The sequence below is a fragment of the Nocardia sp. NPDC005745 genome, assembly GCF_040630775.1.
GTDB lineage: Bacteria > Actinomycetota > Actinomycetes > Mycobacteriales > Mycobacteriaceae > Nocardia.
This window is the reverse complement of the sequence record NZ_JBEXYF010000001.1, coordinates 216,627-235,795: the sequence shown is the minus strand read 5'-3', so window position 1 is coordinate 235,795 and position 19,169 is coordinate 216,627. Positions and strand designations below refer to the sequence as shown.

General features: G+C 70.4%; 17 protein-coding genes. 8 read left to right on the top strand and 9 right to left on the bottom strand.

The features are described 5' to 3' along the window. Positions 1–202 precede the first annotated feature (202 nt). From ABZ420_RS01165 to ABZ420_RS01155, 3 genes are all read left to right on the top strand, one after another. Positions 203–1,474: an acetoin utilization protein AcuC gene (locus ABZ420_RS01165; protein WP_357115885.1), complete on the top strand. Its 1,272-nt coding sequence runs from the start codon at positions 203–205 to the stop codon at positions 1,472–1,474. Continuing rightward, entirely contained in the window at positions 1,467–4,136 is a 2,670-nt protein-coding gene (locus tag ABZ420_RS01160) for a GNAT family N-acetyltransferase (RefSeq protein WP_357115883.1), read from the top strand. The genes ABZ420_RS01165 and ABZ420_RS01160 overlap by 8 nt, the downstream gene beginning before the upstream one ends. 154 nt (positions 4,137–4,290) lie before the next feature. Continuing rightward, a complete protein-coding gene (locus ABZ420_RS01155) occupies positions 4,291–4,593 on the top strand; it encodes a DUF4333 domain-containing protein (protein ID WP_357115881.1) in 303 nt (100 codons plus the stop codon). A gap of 168 nt (positions 4,594–4,761) precedes the next feature. Here the strand turns inward: ABZ420_RS01155 and ABZ420_RS01150 are convergent, their stop codons facing one another. The 3 genes from ABZ420_RS01150 to ABZ420_RS01140 all read right to left on the bottom strand — a co-directional run bounded on the left by ABZ420_RS01150 (position 4,762) and on the right by ABZ420_RS01140 (position 8,394). Beyond that, positions 4,762–5,730, bottom strand: coding sequence for a sigma-70 family RNA polymerase sigma factor (locus ABZ420_RS01150; protein WP_357115879.1), 969 nt, complete (start codon positions 5,728–5,730; stop codon positions 4,762–4,764). 195 nt (positions 5,731–5,925) lie between these two features. Next, entirely contained in the window at positions 5,926–7,443 is a 1,518-nt protein-coding gene (locus ABZ420_RS01145) for a methyltransferase (protein WP_357115877.1), read from the bottom strand. Between the two features lie 207 nt (positions 7,444–7,650). Then, positions 7,651–8,394: a VOC family protein gene (locus tag ABZ420_RS01140; RefSeq protein WP_357115875.1), complete on the bottom strand. Its 744-nt coding sequence runs from the start codon at positions 8,392–8,394 to the stop codon at positions 7,651–7,653. A gap of 181 nt (positions 8,395–8,575) precedes the next feature. Here ABZ420_RS01140 and ABZ420_RS01135 point away from each other — a divergent pair, with 181 nt between their 5' ends. Then, on the top strand, positions 8,576–9,886 hold the full coding sequence (locus ABZ420_RS01135; protein ID WP_357115873.1) for an MFS transporter: 1,311 nt from the start codon (positions 8,576–8,578) through the stop codon (positions 9,884–9,886). Between the two features lie 18 nt (positions 9,887–9,904). On the opposite strand, the gene ABZ420_RS01130 is transcribed toward ABZ420_RS01135, so the two are convergent. Next, positions 9,905–10,258, bottom strand: coding sequence for a DUF3099 domain-containing protein (locus ABZ420_RS01130; protein WP_357116442.1), 354 nt, complete (start codon positions 10,256–10,258; stop codon positions 9,905–9,907). A gap of 239 nt (positions 10,259–10,497) precedes the next feature. On the opposite strand from ABZ420_RS01130, the gene ABZ420_RS01125 reads away from it, so the two are divergent. Further along, positions 10,498–10,734, top strand: a complete 237-nt coding sequence (locus ABZ420_RS01125) for a DUF3039 domain-containing protein (protein WP_357115871.1) — start codon at positions 10,498–10,500, stop codon at positions 10,732–10,734. A gap of 3 nt (positions 10,735–10,737) precedes the next feature. Here the strand turns inward: ABZ420_RS01125 and ABZ420_RS01120 are convergent, their stop codons facing one another. Beyond that, complete coding sequence (locus tag ABZ420_RS01120) at positions 10,738–11,745, bottom strand: YihY/virulence factor BrkB family protein (RefSeq protein ID WP_357116440.1); 1,008 nt, start codon at positions 11,743–11,745, stop codon at positions 10,738–10,740. A gap of 420 nt (positions 11,746–12,165) precedes the next feature. Here ABZ420_RS01120 and ABZ420_RS01115 point away from each other — a divergent pair, with 420 nt between their 5' ends. Then, complete coding sequence (locus tag ABZ420_RS01115; RefSeq protein WP_357116438.1) at positions 12,166–13,830, top strand: DEAD/DEAH box helicase; 1,665 nt, start codon at positions 12,166–12,168, stop codon at positions 13,828–13,830. Between the two features lie 6 nt (positions 13,831–13,836). Here the strand turns inward: ABZ420_RS01115 and ABZ420_RS01110 are convergent, their stop codons facing one another. Next, positions 13,837–14,433, bottom strand: coding sequence for a TetR/AcrR family transcriptional regulator (locus ABZ420_RS01110; protein ID WP_357115869.1), 597 nt, complete (start codon positions 14,431–14,433; stop codon positions 13,837–13,839). 105 nt (positions 14,434–14,538) lie between these two features. Between ABZ420_RS01110 and ABZ420_RS01105 the strand changes: the two genes are divergently transcribed. Continuing rightward, positions 14,539–15,279 carry an SDR family oxidoreductase gene (locus tag ABZ420_RS01105; RefSeq protein ID WP_357115867.1) on the top strand — a complete coding sequence of 247 codons (741 nt, stop codon included), beginning with the start codon at positions 14,539–14,541 and terminating at the stop codon, positions 15,277–15,279. Here ABZ420_RS01105 and ABZ420_RS01100 read toward each other — a convergent pair whose 3' ends face one another. Further along, positions 15,280–16,047: a helix-turn-helix transcriptional regulator gene (locus ABZ420_RS01100; protein WP_357115865.1), complete on the bottom strand. Its 768-nt coding sequence runs from the start codon at positions 16,045–16,047 to the stop codon at positions 15,280–15,282. Between the two features lie 55 nt (positions 16,048–16,102). Here ABZ420_RS01100 and ABZ420_RS01095 point away from each other — a divergent pair, with 55 nt between their 5' ends. After that, complete coding sequence (locus ABZ420_RS01095) at positions 16,103–16,672, top strand: class I SAM-dependent methyltransferase (RefSeq protein WP_357115863.1); 570 nt, start codon at positions 16,103–16,105, stop codon at positions 16,670–16,672. A 93-nt stretch (positions 16,673–16,765) separates the two neighbouring features. Here the strand turns inward: ABZ420_RS01095 and ABZ420_RS01090 are convergent, their stop codons facing one another. Together ABZ420_RS01090 and ABZ420_RS01085 are read right to left on the bottom strand one after the other, a co-directional pair. Next, entirely contained in the window at positions 16,766–17,320 is a 555-nt protein-coding gene (locus tag ABZ420_RS01090; RefSeq protein ID WP_357115861.1) for an SWIM zinc finger family protein, read from the bottom strand. Further along, the gene (locus ABZ420_RS01085; RefSeq protein WP_357115859.1) at positions 17,320–19,077 is read right to left on the bottom strand and encodes a DEAD/DEAH box helicase; all 1,758 of its coding nucleotides are present in this window, start codon (positions 19,075–19,077) and stop codon (positions 17,320–17,322) included. Before ABZ420_RS01085 ends, ABZ420_RS01090 begins: the two co-directional genes overlap by 1 nt. Positions 19,078–19,169 lie beyond the last annotated feature (92 nt).

The window sequence follows — 19,169 nt, the reverse complement described above, 5'->3', positions numbered from 1 at the left end:
ACCCCTTCGTCGGCACGAATTCTACCCACGCACGACGGCACCCCCGTGTGCCGGATCGTGTCGCTCCACGCCGCGCACGACATTCCGGCGGCATTGCGGCAACCCGATCGGCGCACGGCAGGCGGCCATGAGCGTCTTTCTTGTATTTGTACTGCATAGGAACGTTTCGCGGGGTTCCTTGCTTCCCGCTAGCGTTGCGACCATGGCCACTGCACCGCGCGGCGAACCTCAGGCGCCGACCTCGCCCGGGACCAGCCGGTCCGGAACCGTCGTCTGGAGCGAGCGGTTCCTGGATTACACCTGGACTCCGGAGCATCCGATGCAGCCGGCGCGCCTGAAGTTCACCATGGCGCTGGCCGGAAGTCTCGGATTGCTCGAGGGTGTCGAACTGCTCGAACCCGCCACCGCCGGGCGTCCGGATCTGCTGCGTATCCACACGCCCGATTACCTCGACGCGGTCGAACGCGCCGTGCCACCGGTCGGTTCGCCGGCCACGCCGCCCTACGGGCTCGGTTCCCCGGACAATCCGGTGTTTCCGCGTATGCACGAGGCCGCGTCCACGATCGTCGGCGGCACCCTGGCCGCGGCCAGGGAGATCGCCGAGGGCCGCACCAAACGGGCGGTGAGCATCGGCGGTGGCATGCATCACGCGATGCCCGATTCGGCGGCCGGTTTCTGCGTGTACAACGACCCGGCGGTGGCCATCTCCTGGCTGCTGGATCACGGTTTCGACCGGATCGCCTACATCGACGTGGACGTGCACCACGGCGACGGCGTGCAGCGGGCCTTCTACGCCGACCCCCGGGTGCTGACCATCTCGCTGCACCAGCATCCGGCCACCTTGTGGCCCAACACCGGTTGGCCGGAGGAGACCGGCGCGGGTGCGGCGGAAGGCACTTCGATCAACCTGCCGCTGTTGCCCGGCACGCGGGATGCGCAGTGGCTGCGTGGTTTTCACGCGGTCGTTCCCGGCGCGGTGGCGGCGTTCGGTCCGCAGATCGTGGTCAGCCAGTGCGGGGTGGACACACACCGCGAAGACCCGCTGGCCGACTTGGAACTCACCGTCGACGGGCAGCGCGCGGCCTTCCGCGCCATGCGCGAACTCGCCGACCGTTATGCCGAAGGACGTTGGCTGGCCGTCGGCGGTGGTGGATACGGCCTGGTCCGGGTGGTGCCGCGGGCGTGGACCCACTTGCTGGCCACCGCGTTGGACCGCACCGTCGACCCGGCGACGCCGATTCCGCAGGACTGGATCGACTCGATCCGCGCGGCGGCGCCGCGGGCGGAGCCGCCGCGCACCATGGGCGACGGCGGCGACGTCGCCTACCGTCCGTGGGACGGCCCCGGCGGCAGCGGTGAGACCGGTGACGCGCGGGCCGACCGCGCCCAACGTGCCGTCGACATGGCCGTGCTGGCCACCCGCCGAGCGACTTTCGGGTTGCTAGGTCTGGACCCGGAGGACCCTCGTGACTGATTACCCCGATACCTCGGACACTCCCGCCACCCCGCCCCCGCCGCCGCAGCACTGGTTCGCCGATGTGCTGGCCTCCGACGGCGGCGTCGTCCGACTGCGCCCGATCACTCCCAGCGACGCCGAGCGGCTGCAGGAGTTCCACGGCGCACTGTCGGATCGCACCAGGTACCTGCGGTATTTCGGCCCCTACCCGCGGATCTCGCCGAAAGACCTGTACCGCACCACGCATGTCGACTATCACGACCGGGTCGGGCTGGTTCTCGAACTGGGCGAGGCGATCGTCGCGGTGGGCCGCTACGAACTGCTGGAGCGGGACGGGCCGCGAGCGGCGGAAGTCGCGTTCGTGGTCGCCGACGGGCATCAGGGACGCGGGTTGGGCTCGATCCTGCTGGAGCATCTGGCGGGTGCCGCCGCCGAGAACAAGATCGAGACCTTCGTCGCCGAGGTGCTCGCCGAGAACACCGTGATGGTGACGGTTTTCCGCGACGCGGGCTATCAGGTCGAGCGCAGCAGGGATGGATCGGTCCTGCATCTCGAGTTCGCCATCGACCCCAGCGAAGCGCTGCTCTCGGTACGCGATTCGCGCGAACGCGCTTCGGAGGCGCGCAGCGTGGGCAATCTGCTCGCGCCGCGGTCGGTCGCCGTGATCGGGGCAACCCCCGCGCCTGGGCGAGTCGGCGGTGCGGTGCTGGCGAATCTGCTGTCGGGTGTATTCCAAGGACCGGTGTTCCCGGTGAACCCGAACCGCAGATCGGTGCGTGGGGTGCGGGCGTACGCCACGGTCCGGGAAATCCCCGACGAGGTCGATCTCGCCGTGGTCGCCGTGCCGCCCGCGGCGATCGGATCGGTGCTCGACGACTGCATGGCCAAGGGGGTCAAGGGTCTCGTGGTGCTGACCGCGGGTTTCGCTGAGACCGGCGAAGGGGGTCTGGCAGCCGAACGCGAACTCGTGGCCGCTGCCCGCGGTCACGGCATGCGCGTGGTCGGGCCGAGCGCCCTCGGCATCGCGAACACCGACCCGGCGATCGGCATGAACGCGACCCTCGCCACGGTGTTGCCCGGGCGCGGACGGATCGGATTCTTCTGCCAGTCCGGGCCCTTGGGCGCGGCCATCCTGGGCGAGGCGGCGGCGCGCAATCTCGGCCTGTCGACGTTCGTGTCGGCGGGCAACCGCGCCGACGTCTCGGGCAACGACCTGCTGCAGTACTGGGACAGCGACCCGGCCACCGATGTGGTGCTGCTGTATCTGGAGAGCTTCGGCAATCCGCGCAAGTTCTCCCGGATCGCGCGCCGGGTGGCCCGGACCAAACCGATCGTCGCCGTGAGCAGCGGCCGCTCGGTCGCGCAGCCCGCGGGGGACATGGACCGTTCGATCGTGCGGGATCTGTTCGCGCAAGCGGGCATCGTCCAGGTCGACTCGATCTCGGAGTTGTTCGACTGCGCCGCGCTGCTGGGCTATCAGCCGCTGCCGCGCGGCTCGCGTCTGGCGGTCGTCGGCAACAGCACGGCGCTCAACTGGCTGGCCGTCGACGCGGCGCGGGGCGAGGGCCTGCAGGTCGGCGAGCCGGTCAACCTCGGCCCGCAGGCGACGCCGGGCGCGTACCTGGACGCACTGGTCGCGGCCCTGCGGTCGGATGAGACAGACGCCGTGATCGTGGTTTTCGCGCCCCCGGTGCCGCTGCCGACCGCCGGTTTCGCCGACGCGATCCGGGCGGCGGCCGCGGTGCCCGAGTCGGGCAAACCGATTCTCACGACGTTCGTCGCCGAGCAAGGAATCCCGAACCTGCTCGCAGTGCGCGGTCCGGGCGCGACGGCGGCGCACGGGTCGATCCCGTCGTATCCCGATCCCGAGCGCGCCGCGCGGGCCCTGGCGCGGGTGCGGCGATACGCCGAGTGGCGGACCAGGCCCGTGTCGCCGGTGGTGCGGCCGCAGGGCATCGACACCGACCGCGCGCGCCGATTGGTGGCCGACTGGATGGCCGGGTCGGGTGGTCGGCGGCTCACCGATCTGGAGACGGTGGAACTGCTGGCCTGCTACGGCATCTCGGTTGTGCAATTCCGTGAGGTACGCAGCGCCGAGGAGGCGGTGGCGGCCGCCGAGGAACTCGGCTATCCGGTGGCGGCCAAGGCGACCGGTGAATTGTGGCGGCGCAGGCCGGATCTCACGGGCGTCCGGCTCGATCTGTGGCGACCGGAAGCGGTGCGACAGGGATACGCGGATCTGGCGGAGTTGTGCGGTGATCCCGTCCTGCATATCCAGAAGATGGCCACGAAGGGAGTCGGCTGCATTCTGCGCGTTCAGGACGATCCCTCGTTCGGGTCGGTGATCGAGTTCGGCCTGTCCGGCCTGATCATCGAATTGCTCGGCGACCGCGCCTATCGCGCGCTGCCGTTGACCGCCGACGAGGCCACTGCCTTGATCGACGCACCGCGGGCCGCGCCCCTGCTGTCGGGCACTCCCGCGAGCCCGCGGGTGGACAAAGCGGCGTTGGCCGAGTTGGCCCAGCGCATTTCGGCCTTGTTCGACGATCTGCCGGAGATGCGGGAACTGTCCTTCGACCCGGTGCTGGCCTCACCGACCTCGGCGGAGATCCTCTACGCGCGCGGCCGTATCGGCCCGGAGCCGAGTCGTTTCGATACCGGTCCGCGCCGGCTCGGCTGAGCAGGACGAGCCACCCCGGGTGAGCTGTCCCCGGGGAGTGGCGTGGCTGAGACGTCGGCTCACACAAGTCACAAGCGGGATGTCCGATAACGGACGATCCCTCGCACCGCGATTTGGGGATGCGATATTCGTCCTGAGAAAGGCCCAGCTCGCCATGAAGATTCGCAGCCTTGCCCTGTTGTCGTTGCTCGTGACGGCGGTGACCGCGTGTTCGGTCAGCATCGGTACGCCGAAAGTCGAAGAGGCCGATCTGGAGAGGTCGGTGAAGGATTCGCTCACCGAGAAGGTCGGGCAGGAACCCGACGCCATCGACTGTCCCGGCGATCTCACCGGCAAGGAAGGAACGACCATGCGCTGCACCCTCACCGCGGGCGGAGACACCCTCGGTGTGATGCTGACGGTGACCTCGGTCGACGGTGACACCGTGAAGTACGACATCGCGGTGGATCAGAGCTGAGCCCACCGGGCGGACGTGGGGGAAGTACGACACCGCCGACCGGCTCGCGCGACACCCGGAGGGGACGGGCACGCGCGCTTACCGGTCGGCGCGGAGAGGTGACCAGGGCGCAAACGGGTCACCGAGCCGAACGCCGGCGCTGTCTCGACGCAGCCGGCGCCGGGATGATCAGCTGGCGTAGGCGCGGAGCCGATCGGCCCGCTCGCCCTTGCGCAGCTTCGCCATGACTTCACGCTCGATCTGGCGCACCCGCTCGCGGGAGAGGCCGAAGAGCTTGCCGATCTGGTCCAGCGTGCGCGGCTGGCCGTCGTCCAAGCCGAATCGCAGCCGGATGACCTGCTGTTCGCGCTCGTCCAAGGTGGCGAGCACGCTGCGCACGTCGTGGTGCAGCAGGCCTGCGATGACCGCCGACTCGGCCGAGGTGGCCTCGGAATCCTCGATGAAATCGCCCAGCGGGGCCTCTTCGTCGTTGCCGACCGGCATATCCAGGCTCACCGGGTCACGGCTGTGGTCGAGCAGATCGGAGATCTTGTCGACCGGGATGCCGGATTCGCGGGCCAGTTCCTCGTCGGTGGCCTCGCGCCCCAGTTGCTGGTGCAGTTCGCGCTTGATCCTGGCCAGCTTGTTCACCTGCTCGACGAGGTGGACGGGCAGGCGGATGGTGCGGCTCTGGTCGGCCATACCGCGGGTGATGGCCTGCCGGATCCACCAGGTGGCGTAGGTGGAGAATTTGAAGCCCTTGGCGTAGTCGAACTTCTCCATGGCGCGGATCAACCCGAGGTTGCCCTCCTGGATCAGGTCGAGCAGCGGCATGCCGCGGCCGGTGTAACGCTTGGCGAGCGAGACAACAAGGCGCAGGTTGGCTTCCAGCAGATGAGACCGGGCGGCCTGACCGTCGCGCACGATGATCGCGAGATCACGCTTGCGGGTCGACGACAGTCGCTTGCCGGTTTCCAGCAGGTTTTGCGCGTAGAGGCCCGCCTCGATGCGCTTGGCCAGCTCGACCTCGTCGGCAGCGGTGAGCAGCGCGGTGCGGCCGATCCCGTTCAGGTACACGCGTACCAGGTCGGCGGCAGGGCTCTGAGCGTCGAGGTCCGAATCGCTGATGCGCACACGAGTGGTGGCGGGGCTTGTCATGACTTGCCTCCTGTCGGTGGTGTCTCACTCCGATAAACGGACCCGACAGAAAGAAAGTTCCCCGTTACGGCTGGCATAAACCGCTCTGAGCAGCGGTTTCCGCCCCTCTCGTCTGAGAAGTTCCTGAGAAGCACCGCAGCGCGGGGACAATCTCCCGCCAGGACCCGCACCGACCGGCGCGCGGTCGCCGTGTGATCACACGGGCCTGATCAATCCGTGCCGTACCAATCCGGTGACCACGGCCAACGCGTCGGCCGCGAACTCGGCGCTCACCTGCTCGGATCCGTGCGCGAGCGCCAGCAACTCGATCAGCTCGTACAACGGCAGCCCCTCGCCGTGCATTCCCGCCAGCAGTGCGATCGTGGCCTCATCCACTTCGTGCTGCCAGCGGGGCCCGTCGCCGCGGTGCAACCGCGCCACTTCCGGCGTCCAGCCCTCGGCGCTGCGCAGATACACCCGTTCCAGCGCTGTCGCCGGGTCCACGGCGAAACGCGAAGACCAGGCGAGACTTTCGTCACCGGCGACAGCACGCAACCAGGCAGAGCGCTCGAAATACCGGACGGCCTCCTCGCCGAGCGGATCGTCGAAGCCGTGGGTGAGATCCTCGGCGAGCAGTTCGGTGGGCCCGTCGATGCTGCGCAGGTAGACGAAACCGAACCCGATTCCCTCGACGTCGGCGGCCTCGAAAGCGTCCAGCCAGCGCTCCGCACGAGCCTGCGCGGCCGGATCTCGCGGATCCGCTCCCGCGTCCCGCAGCCAGGTGCCCACGTACAGCGCGGGATCGGCGACGTCACGTTGCACCACCCAGGCGTCCACGCCGTGCGCGGGCAACCAGGAGGAGACCCGCCCGCGCCAGTCCTCGTTCTCGACATGGACCCACGCGGCGAGCATCGCGGCGGTGCCACCGGGGGCGAGCAGGTCGGCGGCCTGCGCGATCACCAATTCGCTCGCGCCGTCGAGCGCGAGGCCGGAGTCGCGATAGGTGTGCTCGACGCGCCCGGGACCCACCACGAAGGGCGGATTGGCCACCACCTGGTCGAAGCGCCTGCCCCGCACCGGTTCGAACCAGGAACCCTCCATCAGTTCGATGTCCAGCTCGTTGAGCGCCGCGGTGGCCTCGGCCAGCCACAGCGCCCGGGGATTGACATCGGTGGCGGTCACGCGCCGCGCGTAGGACGCGGCGTGCACCGCCTGTACGCCGCAGCCGGTGCCGAGATCGAGCACCGTCCCGACCGGCCGGGTGGGTGTGGCGCGCAGCAGCGAGAGAGAGGCGTGGCCGACGCCGAGGACGTGCTCCTCGGTCAGGGTGCGCCGGTGCATCGAATCGTCGAGGTCGGACAGGACCCATCGGGTGCCCGCGCCCGCGTCCAGCGGCCGCAGGTCCAGCGCCGCCCGCACCTGGTCGCCGTCGCGGTCGAGCAGGCCCGCGGCGACCGCGCGGTCGATTGCCACGGGCGCGAGCGCCCCGGCCACCTCCCGTTCGGGCAGCGCGTCGCCGAGCAGCAGAAGGCGGATCAGCGTGCCCAGTTCTCCGGCCCGGCGTGCCGCGCGGCGCACCGGCACCGGCTCCGACCGGCCCAGTGCGGCGTGCGCGTCGCCGAGCACCTCGAGCAGGGTGTCGGCGTCGTAGCCCACCCTGGTCAGCGCGGTCCGCAGGTCCGGGCACAGCGCGGTGAGCAGCGATCCGGTGGTCGTCGATCGGTTCGTAGACACACCGGTACTCTGCCACCGCGACCGCCGGGCGCGGATCGAGCGCCCACCGTGTCACGGGGACCTCGACGTGGTGGACGTCCCCGTGACGGGCCTGTGGGATGCCGCCGTGCCGCCGTGCCGCCGTGCCGCCGTGCCGCCGTGCCGCCGTGCCGCCGTGCCGCCGTGCCGCCGTGCCGCCGTGCCGCCGTGCCGCCGTGCCGAGGCCGATCAGACTCCGCTGGGATCGCGTCCGGTGACGCAGTACAGCGCGTCGGCCGGATCGCTCAGGACGATCCAGTGCTCATGACGCTCCACCACGGTCGCGCCGAGCGACTCGTGCCACGCGGCGGTGGCTTCGATGTCGCTCGCGGCCAAGTCGACATGCGCGCTGGTCGGGCGGTTCTCACCGAGGCGCTGCAACAGCAGCTGCATGGGTAACTGCTGTTCCGCGGAGCGCAGGCGGGCGAATTCCGGCCGCCTGCCGGGCTGGAAAGCCCACCCGGTCAGCAGCTTCCAGAAGCGGGTCTCCACCTCGTGGTCGAGCGGGCCGATGTCGAGGCACACCTGGTCGAGGCGCGAGAACGTGCCGTCCGGGGCCCGGACGGCGGGTGCGGGCGTGCTCCTCGCGCGGCCGCTGGGCGTCAGGCAGAACGTCTGGCCGCCGGGGGAGCGCAGCACGGCGTAGTCCGGATGGTTGGCGACCAGCTCCGCTCCTAGGTCCAGGGCGGTGCGGACGGCGGAGGGGATGTGGTCGACGTCCAAATCGAGGTGCACACCGCCGAGGCCGGTCACCGCTTGCATCTTGACGCTCGCCGCGGCGAACAGCGCGGGGTCGGGCAACAAGGTGAGGAACTCGTCGTTCGCACCGCGCCGAGGGGAGAGTTCGGTGCCGGTGACCGTGGACCAGAACTTCGCGCAGTCGTCGAAACGCTGCGTCGGGCGGTCCAGGAAGACCCAGATCCACCGAATCATGTGCGCTCCTGTCTAGTCGCCCGCAACAACGGTGATCGTGTGCGCGAGGTCCCATGCGACCCTAGGTACGCGTGCGCGCCTTGTCGAGAAGATACCGGCGCCCCCTCGATTGGCACGAATTTGATGGTATGTGGCATTTCCGCCACTCGTTGCGTGGACATGATTCCGGCAGGCTCATCCGGTGACCGAACTGCGGACGCCGCCCCCGATTTCTCTCCACACCGCGCCGCGCCGGCGCTTGCATCCGGCATGGCTGGTCGCGGGCGTCGGTTTCATCGCGCTGCTGGGCGCGGCCGGGTTCCGGTCGGTGCCCGGCGTGCTGATGGACCCGCTGCACGAGGAGTTCGGCTGGTCACACGCAACCATCGGGACCGCCGTTTCGCTGAATCTGCTGCTCTACGGTCTGATCTCACCGTTCGCCGCCGCGCTGATGGACCGTTTCGGCATCCGCAGGGTGGTGGCCTGCGCGCTGCTGCTGGTCGCCGCGGGCAGCGGGCTGACGGTGTTCATATCCCGGCCGTGGCACCTGGTGCTGACCTGGGGACTGCTGGTCGGGGTGGGTGTGGGGTCGATGTCGATGCCGTTCGTCGCGACGATCACCGGCCGGTGGTTCGTGCGTCAGCGCGGTCTGGTCACCGGGGTGCTCACCGCCGCGGGCGCGACCGGGCAGTTGGTCTTCCTTCCGCTGGTTTCGGCGCTGGCCCACGCGCACGGCTGGCGGGTGCCGTCGCTGATCGTCGCGGCCGCGGCACTGGCCGTGGCGCCGCTGGTGCTGCTGTTCATCCGGGACTATCCGAGTGACCTGGGCGTGCGAGCGTACGGCGCCGAGCCGGACAGCGCGGTGGGCCTTCGGGTACCCGCCGCCGGTGGCGCGTCGCGGGCGCTCACGGTGCTCGCCACCATCGCCCGCCGTCCCGGCTTCTGGTTGCTCGCGGGCGGGTTCGCGGTCTGTGGCGCGTCGACCAACGGGTTGGTCGGTACCCATTTCGTCACCGCCGCGCACGACCACGGCATGCCACCGACCACCGCCGCGAGTCTGCTGGCCGTGGTCGGCATCTTCGACGTGGCAGGCACCATCGCCTCGGGCTGGCTGACCGATCGGATGGACCCGCGTTACCTGTTGATCGGCTACTACACGCTGCGCGGTCTGTCGCTGCTGATCCTGCCCGCGCTGCTCGGTCCGGACACCCAGCCGAGCCTGTGGGTGTTCATCATCTTCTACGGCCTGGACTGGGTGGCCACGGTGCCGCCGACGGTCGTGCTGTGCCGCGAACTGTTCGGCGCCGATGGGCCGGTCGCGTTCGGCTGGGTGTTCGCCGCCCACCAGATCGGCTCGGCGGTGGCGGCCACCGGCGCCGGTGTCATCCGCGACCTCCAGGGCAGCTACGACCTCGCCTGGTATCTGGCGGGCGGTCTGTGCGGGGCCGCCGCGGTGATGTCGGCGGTCATCCGCCGGGCTCCGGCCCCCGGCGGGGCGTTCGGCTCGCGGTGAGTGGGCGCCGCGCAGAACTCAGCCGTCGATGGCGTTGTGCGGACGCGACTCGATGGCGGGGCGGGGACGGTCCCAGCGACTGGGCTCGTCCTTGCGGCGGGGTGGGCGATCGTTGGCGATCAGCACCGCGATCCAGGGCAGCGGGATCGATGCGACGATGATCAGGATGGACAGCAGCGGATTGCCGAACGTGCTGTAGGCGATCGCGGCGAGAACCAGGCACGGTATGCGGAACGCCATGATGATCGTGTACCGGCGCACCCTGGCCCGGTGCTGGTCTTCGAGAGAGGGCGCCGCCTCGGTGATCAGCACCGGGTGTTTGTCGTCATTGCCTGGGAAGTATCCGGGGGAACGGCGGGGCTGCGTCGGCATCGTCACGTCGGGGTGCTCTTCGCGGTCGCGGCCGTCGGCGGATGAGGAATCGCCGTTCTGCTGCATACCCCGAGTCTTCCACTCGCGCTCGATCCGCGCACATACGGTCGTGTTCTGCACCGAGATCGCGGGGCACATCCGATGCGATCCCGCGATCGGCCTCCGCTCCGAGATCGTGGTCCCCGCTGATGCGGCACCGTGCTCGGCCCGGTACCGCGCGATGCGGCATCATGGAACGCGTGAGCACCGACACCATGGTTCGCCCGGATACGACGACCGACGAGACGACGGGCGACGACACCCCGAAGTTCTTCCACTATGTGAAGAAGGACAGGATCGCCGAGAGCGCCGTCATGGGCACCCACGTGGTCGCGCTGTGCGGAGAGGTCTTCCCGGTGACCCGCTCGGCCAAGCCCGGCTCTCCGGTGTGCCCGGAGTGCAAGAAGGTCTACGACGGCCTACGCAAGGGCGAGTGAGACCTACAACTCGCCGGACGAGGACCCCGCTCCGCGTAGACCGAACATGACGTGCGAGCCGTCGGGCTCGGCCTCGTCCGGGCTCGCGGCGGCCTCGTTCCGGTCTGCCGTGTCCGCGTCGGCTCCGCCCTCTCCCTCTCCGCGCACCTGGCTGGCGATCCACTCCTTCACCTGCTCCATGCGCGTCGCCCGGGCGGGCCAGAACTCCTGCACCGCCGCGTTGAACTCCGCGCCCAGGATCACCGCGAAGCCCAGGAAGAACGTGAACAGCAGGAACGCGATCGGCGTCGCCAGCGCACCGTAGGTGACGCCGGTGCGGGTGACCCAGGACAGGTAGCGGCGCAGCACGTCGCTGGCCGCCATGAAGAAGACCCCGGCCACCAGGGCCCCGCCGAAGAGCCGGTGCCAGGGCAGCGAGGTGTGCAGCGCCAGCTTGTACAGCGTGGTCAGTCCGACGATCAGCAGCAGGCCGACGCCCGGGTAGTAGAAGAAATCCAGCAGTCCCAGTCCGGTCGCCCGCCACGCGGTGGGCAGCACCCGTCCGATCAGCGTCGGCCCCAGCGCCACCAGCGGCAGGATGAACACCGACGCCACCAGGAACAGCACATACAGCAACAGGGCGAAGATGCGCTGCCACACCGGGTGCCGCGCGTCCTGCTGGTCGTGCGCCTCCACGATCGAGTCGACGAAGGTCGCCATCGCCGACGACCCGGCCCACAGCGACAGCACGAAGCCCACCGACACCACCGCGCCGCGCCCGCGCCCGAGGACGTCCTGCACCGTGGGCTCGATGAGGTCGGAGACCACGTTCGCGCTGAACAGGTCCTGGCTGAACGCGATGATCTTGGTCTCGACGATCTGCACCGTGTCCGGGCCGAACCAGCCGCCGACGTAACCGAGGCTGCCGAGTACCCCGAGCAACAGGGGCGCCAGGGAGAGCGTCTGCCAGAACGCCGCCGCGGCCGACTTGGCGAAGATGGAATCCGCCCAGGCCTTCCGTGCCACCCGCATGATCAGCGCGGCGGCGCCCCTGCTCACCGCCGCCGCCCGCGCGCCGGCGCGGTCGGTCCAGGTGGGCGCGCGCACGGCGGCGGTGCGGGGCGACGGTGCGTCGGTCCGCGGTGGATCGCCCGGGAGGGCGCGGTGCTCGGTCATCGTGCTTACAGCATCGCGCACTTCGGCGATCGGCATCGGACTGTGCGCGGGACGTGTCGATGCGCATCGGGTGAACTGCCGGCGTCCTGGCTGGTGGCCGTGTGATGCCCGTCGCGCCCGCCGCGTCGGTTTGGCGACACACCGTGGCGGGCCGCTAGGGTCGTCTGCGTGACTGGGTCGGGTGCCGCTGTGGCGGGAGAAGCGGAGACGCCGGGCGAGTCGACAGCGGCGGGTACTGTCGTCGGCGGCTCGCTCCGCGCCTGGCAGCGACGGGCGCTGACGAAGTATCTGGCCACCGGACCGCGGGACTTCCTCGCCGTGGCCACCCCGGGCGCGGGTAAGACCACTTTCGCGCTGCGGGTGGCCGCCGAGCTGCTGGCCGACCGCACCGTGGACCAGATCACCGTGGTGGCGCCGACCGAGCACCTCAAGCATCAGTGGGCGCAGTCCGCCGCGCGCGCCGGGATCGCACTGGACTCGCGGTTCTCCAACTCCACCGGCGGCACCTCGGGTGATTATCACGGCGTCGTGGTCACCTACGCGCAGGTCGCCGCGCATCCCTTCCGCCACCGCGTGCGCACCGAAAACCGCAGGACGCTCGTCGTTCTCGACGAGATCCACCACGCCGGAGACGCCAAGAGCTGGGGCGACGCGACCGCCGAGGCGTTCGGTGACGCCACCCGCCGCCTCGCGCTGACCGGTACACCGTTCCGCAGCGACGACAGCCAGATCCCGTTCGTCGTCTACGAACCCGACGAGTCCGGGTTCCCGAAGTCCCGTGCCGACCACACCTACGGCTACGCCGAGGCCCTCGCCGACGGCGTGGTGCGGCCGGTGGTCTTCCTGGCCTATTCCGGCGAGGCGCACTGGCGCGACAGCGCGGGGGAGGAGTATTCCGCGCGTCTCGGCGAGCCGCTGAACGCCGAACAGACCGCCCGCGCCTGGCGGACCGCGCTGGACCCGGCGGGCGACTGGATCTCCGCCGTGCTGCGCGCCGCCGACATCCGGCTGCGCCAGAAACGCGCCTCCGGTATGCCGGACGCGGGCGGTCTGGTGATCGCCACCGACCAGGACCGTGCCCGCGACTACGCCGAACTGCTCGAGCACATCTCGGGTGAGAAGCCCGCGCTGGTGCTCTCCGACGACCCGGCCTCCTCCAACCGCATCGCCGAATTCGGCAAGAGCACCCAGCCCTGGATGGTCGCGGTCCGCATGGTGTCCGAGGGCGTCGACGTCCCGCGCCTGGCCGTCGGGGTGTACGCGACCAGCGCCTCCACCCCGTTGTACTTCGCGCAGGCGATCGGGCGGTTCGTGCGAGCCCGCAAGCCCGGTGAGACCGCGACCGTGTTCCTGCCGTCGGTGCCGGTGTTGCTGGATCTGGCCGCGCAGCTGGAGTTGCAGCGCGACCACGTCATCGGCAAGCCGCACCGGGAGAAGAACGGCCTCGACGACGACCTGCTGATCGAGGCGAACAAGCAGCAGGACGAGCCGGGCGAGCAGGAGAAGTCCTTCGTCGCGCTGGCCGCCGACGCCGAACTCGACCAGGTGATCTACGACGGGTCCTCCTTCGGTACAGCGACTTTCGCAGGCAGCGACGAGGAAGCCGATTACCTCGGGATTCCGGGCCTGCTCGACGCCGAGCAGATGCGCGCGCTGCTGCGCGAGCGGCAGGCCAAACAGGTTTCCGAGCGCAGTGTGCCCGCACCTGTCCCCGATCCCGGCGCGCAGGTGGCCGGAGCCGCGGAGCGGGTCGCCACGGCCGATCGGCTGGGCGAGCTGCGACGTGAACTCAACAGCCTGGTGGCGATGCACCACCATCGCACCGGGAAACCGCACGGGGTGATCCACGGCGAGTTGCGCCGCGAGTGCGGTGGGCCGCCGACCGCGCTGGCCTCCGCCGAGCAACTCGGTGAGCGCATCGCCGCGCTGCGCCGGAAATAGCCCGCGTCAGCCGGCGGGCCAGGCGGTCATGGCGCAGTCGATGGAGGCGGTGAGCTCCGCCGCCGACGCGCCGTCGCGTGCCTGGATGGACAGGCCGTAGAGGACCGTGGTGTAGAAACCGGCCAGTGCCGCGGTATCGGTGCCTTCCGGTAGGTCACCCTCGGCGAGGCCGCGATCGAGCCGCCGCCGGAGGTCTTCGATGGTCTCGCGGCGCTTGTCGACGAGGAAGTCGCGGATGCCGGTGTTGCGGGTGGTGTAGGTGGATCCCGCCAGCACCACCATGCACCCGTGCGGCTTGTTCTCCTCGGTGTAAGCCCTCGCGTTGTTCCGCAGCATCGCCTCGACAGCCGCCCGCGCGGTCGGCTCCTCCCGCAACGCGCGGGCGGTGTAACCGCCGTCGGTGTGCCCGTAGAGCTCCACGGCCGCGCGGAACAGCTCCTCCTTGCTCCCGAACGCGGCGTACAGGCTGGGGGAGTTGATCCCCATCGCGGTGGTGAGGTCGCTCATCGAGGCGCCCTCGTAGCCGTGCTCCCAGAACACTTCCATGGCACAGCGCAGCGCCTCGGCGCGATCGAAGGCGCGCGGTCGTCCCCGTTCAGCCATGCCGGACCTTTCTGTGTCGATCGTTAAATATACCTCTTGACACCTGGCTGGACGATGCGCTTGGCTATTTATGTATTGATCGACACAGAAATTGGAGGAGTACCGATGCCGGACCTCACGGGCAAGGTCGCGCTGGTCACCGGGGGCAGTCGCGGGATAGGGGCGGCGATCGCGCGCCGCCTCGCCGCGGCGGGCGCGGACGTGGCGCTGACCTACCAGCACGCCGAAGGCCAGGCGAAGACGGTGGTCGGCGATCTGCGGGCGCTCGGCCGCCGAGCCGTCGCGATCCAGGCCGACAGCGCCGATGCCACGGCCGTGCGCGCGGCGGTGGACCGCGCCGCGGCCGAACTCGGCGGGCTGGACATCCTGGTCAACAATGCGGGGATCTTCCCGGCGAAGCCGTTCGAGGAGTTCACCCTCGCGGAGATCGACAACGCGCTCGGCGTGCACGCCCGTGCCGCGTTCGTCGGGGCGCAGGCCGCGGTCGCGCACATGACCGACGGCGGCCGGATCATCAGCATCGGCACCAACCTCACCGATCACGCGCCGTTCGACGGTTTGACGCTCTACAACCTCAGCAAGTCGGCGCTCAGCGGTTTCACCAAGGCGCTGGCGCGCGAACTGGGCCCGCGCGCGATCACGGTGAACCTCGTCCAGCCGGGCTCCACCGACACCGACATGAACCCTGGCGACGGTGCGCACGCGCAGCGGCAGCGTGACCTCACCGCGCTGGGCCGCTTCGGCGCCGCCGACGATGTCGCGGCCGCGGTGGCCTACCTGGCGGGGCCGTCCGGTCGCAGCGTGACCGGCGCGTTCCTCACCGTGGACAGCGGCACCAACGCCTGATCAGCCGGAGAAATACCGTCCCGGCGGGATTCCGACCGCCCGCCGGAACGCCGCGACGTAAGCGCTCGGCGTCCCGTAGCCGACCCGGCCCGCGATCCGGGCGACCGGCAGGCCCGCGGCGAGCAGCGGCAGCGAAGCGGCCAGTCTGGCCTGCGTGCGCCACTGGCCGAAGCCGAGACCGGTCTGCGACACGAACAACCGGGCCAGCGTGCGCGGGCCGGCGGCCACGTGGACGGCGAACTCGGCGAGCGTGCGCGGGTCGGCCGGATCGGCGGTGAGCGCGTCGGCCACCTGCCGTGCCCGGGGATCGCTGGGCCATCGCGCACCGATCGGGATCACCGGGAGGGGCTCGAGCAGATCGAACACGACCGCCTCGGCCCGCGCTCGCTGCTCCCGGCCGGTGTCGGTCGTGGTGAGCAGGTCGAACAGTTCGTGCAAGAGCCGGGTCACGCGCAACATGGTCGGCCCGGCGAACTCGACCGGACAGCGGCCGGGGTCGAGGAAGATGCCGCGCATCGCGGCGCCGTCGGAGGTGCCGGTTCGGTGCGCGACGCCCGCGGGGATCCACAGCGCCCTGGTCGGCGGCAGCACCCAGCGGTTGTCGTCCACCTCGACCGCGAGGACGCCGCGCGAGGCCCAGGCGATCTGGTGTTGCGGATGCTCGTGCCGCTCGAACCAGTGCCTGGCGGGCAGCACTCCGACCCCGAACACCATGGCGGTCGCGCCCACCGGAGCGGGATGGACTGCGGCGTGGCCGTTCTGCGACACAACTTGTCACCGTAGCCTGTCGTGCCCGGCGCGATCCGTTCCTAGCGTCACAGGCATGGCGATGAACATATTCCACCGATTGCTGTGCCGCTCGTCGATGTGGGAGAAGACCAGCGCGACGCGCATCGTGCCGTGGGCGCTGTCCGACCTCGACCTGGGCGCCGACACCGTGGAGATCGGTCCCGGCTACGGCGCGAACGTCTCCGCGTTACTGGCTAGGACATCGGCGCTCACCGGTGTCGAAATCGATCCGGCGCTGGCGACCCGGCTGCGCGAGCGGCACGGCGATGCGATGACGGTGATCGATGGCGACGGCGCCGACATGCCCTTGCCGCCGGGGCGATTCGACTCCGTGGTCTGCTTCACCATGCTGCACCACGTGCCGACACCCGGCAGGCAGGACGCCCTGTTCGCCGAAGCCCTGCGGGTCCTGCGCCCGGGCGGGGTGTTCGCGGGCAGCGACGGGCTCGACGGCCGCCTGTTCCGGCTCATGCACCTCGGCGACACCTGTGTGCCCGTGCCGCCGGAGACCGCAGCCGACCGGCTGCGCCGTATCGGCTTCACCGATGTGCGGATCGACACCGGCGCTGCGAGTTTCCGCTTCCGGGCCAGACGGCCCGAGTGAGGTCCGAGCCAGGAACGGCGGTAACGAGAGGGTCGCGGGCTCCTCCCGGTCGGGTGGCAGGCGGGAGGGGCGCCTCGGCTGTCGCCCGGCCGTTCAGCCGGTCGTCGTTGTGAAGAATCGCCGCGGGTCCAGTGCACTGATCGGCGTCCACCGCGCCTGCGGTGCGGGCTCGTCCGAATCCATCGGCGCGGCAGCGAAATAGCCCTGGATCGCCAAGGCGAGGCGCGGATCCTCGTCGACTCGACGCGCCATCTCGTAGTAGACGGCCAGGACGTGGACGCACCGGGCCTTGCGTGCCGTGCACGAGCAGTCGGTGCCCGCGAGCTGTGGCCCGAGCGCGATTCCGGCCGCGCCGATCGCGCGGTGCGTGTCGTCGGTCAGCAGGGTCGGGTCCGGCGCGATCGCGGCTATCGCGGTGATCGTCTGCCGGGACAGCGGTGCCACCTCCACGTGGGTCAGCGACGCCTCGCCGCCGCGGTGGATCGTGGCCCGCACCACCCGGCCCTCGACGGTGGCTCGCACGCCGTTGTGGCGGGCGATGCTGCGCGCGCGGGGCAGCAGCGGATCCGGCCGGATCTGACGCAGCGGCTCGGCCAGCCGCACCCAGTCCATGCCCCACGCCGTGTAACCGAACTCGTTGTCCGCCATCAACTCTCCCTCTTGCGCCGCAGCATCTCGATCAGCCGGTCGTCGTCCAGGGCGGCCAGAGCCGCGATGCCCGCCGCGTCGCCGAGGTCGCGCAGCGCGGCCTTGCGGTCGTGCATGCCCGCGATGTGCTCCTCCACGGTGGTGGCCGAGGTGAGCGTGGTGACGGTGACCGTGCGGGTCTGGCCGATCCGGTGCACCCGGTCGGAGGCCTGAGCCTCCACCGCTGGGTTCCACCAGCGATCGAAGTGGACGACGTCGGCGGCGCGGGTCAGCGTGAGCCCGGTGCCCGCCGCCCGCAGACTGAGCACCAGCACCGGCGGTCCGTCCGCGGCTTGGAACCGCGTGACGATCTCGGCGCGCTCGGCCTGGGAGAGCCCGCCGTGGAAGAACGGCGCCCGCACTCCGAACTGCTCGGCGAGGTGCCGCACCAGCAGCTCACCGGTCTGGCGGTACTGCGTGAAGATCAAGGTGGGACTGCCGGTTTCGAGATCGGCGGCGACGATGTCGGTGCACAGGTCGAGTTTTCCGGAGCGGCCCGCGAGTTCGTGGAGTTCGCCGGTGATCAGCCCGGGATGGTTGCACACCTGCTTGAGAGCGGTCAACGCGGCGAGCACGCGACCATGGCGCTCGATGCCCGCTCCGAATCCGTCCTCGACGGCTTTGTCGAGCAGCTGGTCGTAGAGCCGCTCCTGTTCGTCGGTGAGGTCGCAGAGCAGGTCGCTGTGGATCTTCGCGGGCAGCGCGGCGGCGACCTGGCTTTTCGTGCGGGCCAGCAGCACGGGTTCGACGGTGTCGCGCAGACGCGCCGCGGCGGCCGCCGAACCCTCGTGGATCGGCCGCACGAAACGACGCCGGAACTGCGTCCGGTGCCCGAACAGCCGGGGCGCCACCAGGTGCAGCAGGGCCCACAGCTCCTCGAGGTGGTTCTCGACCGGCGTGCCGGTCAAGGCGACGGTCGCGGCCGCGTCGATCGCGCGCGCGGCTTTCGCGACCTGGGTGCGAGGATTCTTCAGCGCCTGCGCCTCGTCGAAGACGGCCGTCGCCCAGGCGCGCTGCGTCAGCAGCCGTCCGTGCAGCCGCAAGGTCGGATAGCCGGTGACGACGACGGTGGCGGGGTCGGCGTCGAGGGCGCCGCCGCGCCAGACGGCCACCCGCAGCCCAGGCGCGAACCGGCCGATCTCGTGTGCCCAGTTGCCGACCAGCGAGGTCGGGCACACGACCAACTGTGGGCCGCTCGCGGCCCGATCGAGCAGGAAGCCGATGGCCTGCACGGTCTTGCCGAGTCCCATCTCGTCGGCGAGAACCGCGCCGCCGTGCGCGGCCACGGTCTCGCGTAGCCAGCCGATTCCGCGTGCCTGGTAGGGGCGCAGGCGCGCTTTCAGCGTCGCCCGCAGGTCCGCGGCGACGGCCTCGGTGTCGTGCAGTACGCGCTGCGCGCGGTGCGCGGAGACGATCGCCGCGCCGGACGCGTCGGGGACGGCGTGCGCGGCGATGGGCAGCGCGTCGGTATCGGTGCCGGGTGGCTCCCCGGCCAGTGCGGAGCGCACGATGCGCTGCCAGGCCGAGACGGACTCTCCGGAGTGCTCGAGCGCCGAGTCGGCGAAGGTCACGGGGTCCACCAAGACGGCGTCGACGTCGGTGACTTCCAAGGTTCCGTCCGCGGCGGCCGGGACGGCCAGCGCGAGGGTCTCGCGGTCACCCGGACCCGCCGGGGCCGGACCCGGGGCGTGTCCCGCCCAGGTCCAGAGTGCGAACATGTGCCGATCCGGCAGGTAAGTGGCATGTGTGCTGGGCAGGACGCACCCCTTGAATCAACGTATGGCGTACGGAGTAAAGTGACAACGTACAC

Coding starts and splice junctions, on each gene's coding strand:
- ABZ420_RS01165 (WP_357115885.1), top strand. CDS start 203: ATGGCCACTGCACCGCGCGGCGAACCTCAGGCGCCGACCTCGCCCGGG.
- ABZ420_RS01155 (WP_357115881.1), top strand. CDS start 4,291: ATGAAGATTCGCAGCCTTGCCCTGTTGTCGTTGCTCGTGACGGCGGTG.
- ABZ420_RS01150 (WP_357115879.1), bottom strand. CDS start 5,730: ATGACAAGCCCCGCCACCACTCGTGTGCGCATCAGCGATTCGGACCTC.
- ABZ420_RS01140 (WP_357115875.1), bottom strand. CDS start 8,394: ATGATTCGGTGGATCTGGGTCTTCCTGGACCGCCCGACGCAGCGTTTC.
- ABZ420_RS01130 (WP_357116442.1), bottom strand. CDS start 10,258: ATGCCGACGCAGCCCCGCCGTTCCCCCGGATACTTCCCAGGCAATGAC.
- ABZ420_RS01120 (WP_357116440.1), bottom strand. CDS start 11,745: ATGCGGGTGGCACGGAAGGCCTGGGCGGATTCCATCTTCGCCAAGTCG.
- ABZ420_RS01110 (WP_357115869.1), bottom strand. CDS start 14,433: ATGGCTGAACGGGGACGACCGCGCGCCTTCGATCGCGCCGAGGCGCTG.
- ABZ420_RS01105 (WP_357115867.1), top strand. CDS start 14,539: ATGCCGGACCTCACGGGCAAGGTCGCGCTGGTCACCGGGGGCAGTCGC.
- ABZ420_RS01095 (WP_357115863.1), top strand. CDS start 16,103: ATGGCGATGAACATATTCCACCGATTGCTGTGCCGCTCGTCGATGTGG.
- ABZ420_RS01090 (WP_357115861.1), bottom strand. CDS start 17,320: ATGGCGGACAACGAGTTCGGTTACACGGCGTGGGGCATGGACTGGGTG.
- ABZ420_RS01085 (WP_357115859.1), bottom strand. CDS start 19,077: ATGTTCGCACTCTGGACCTGGGCGGGACACGCCCCGGGTCCGGCCCCG.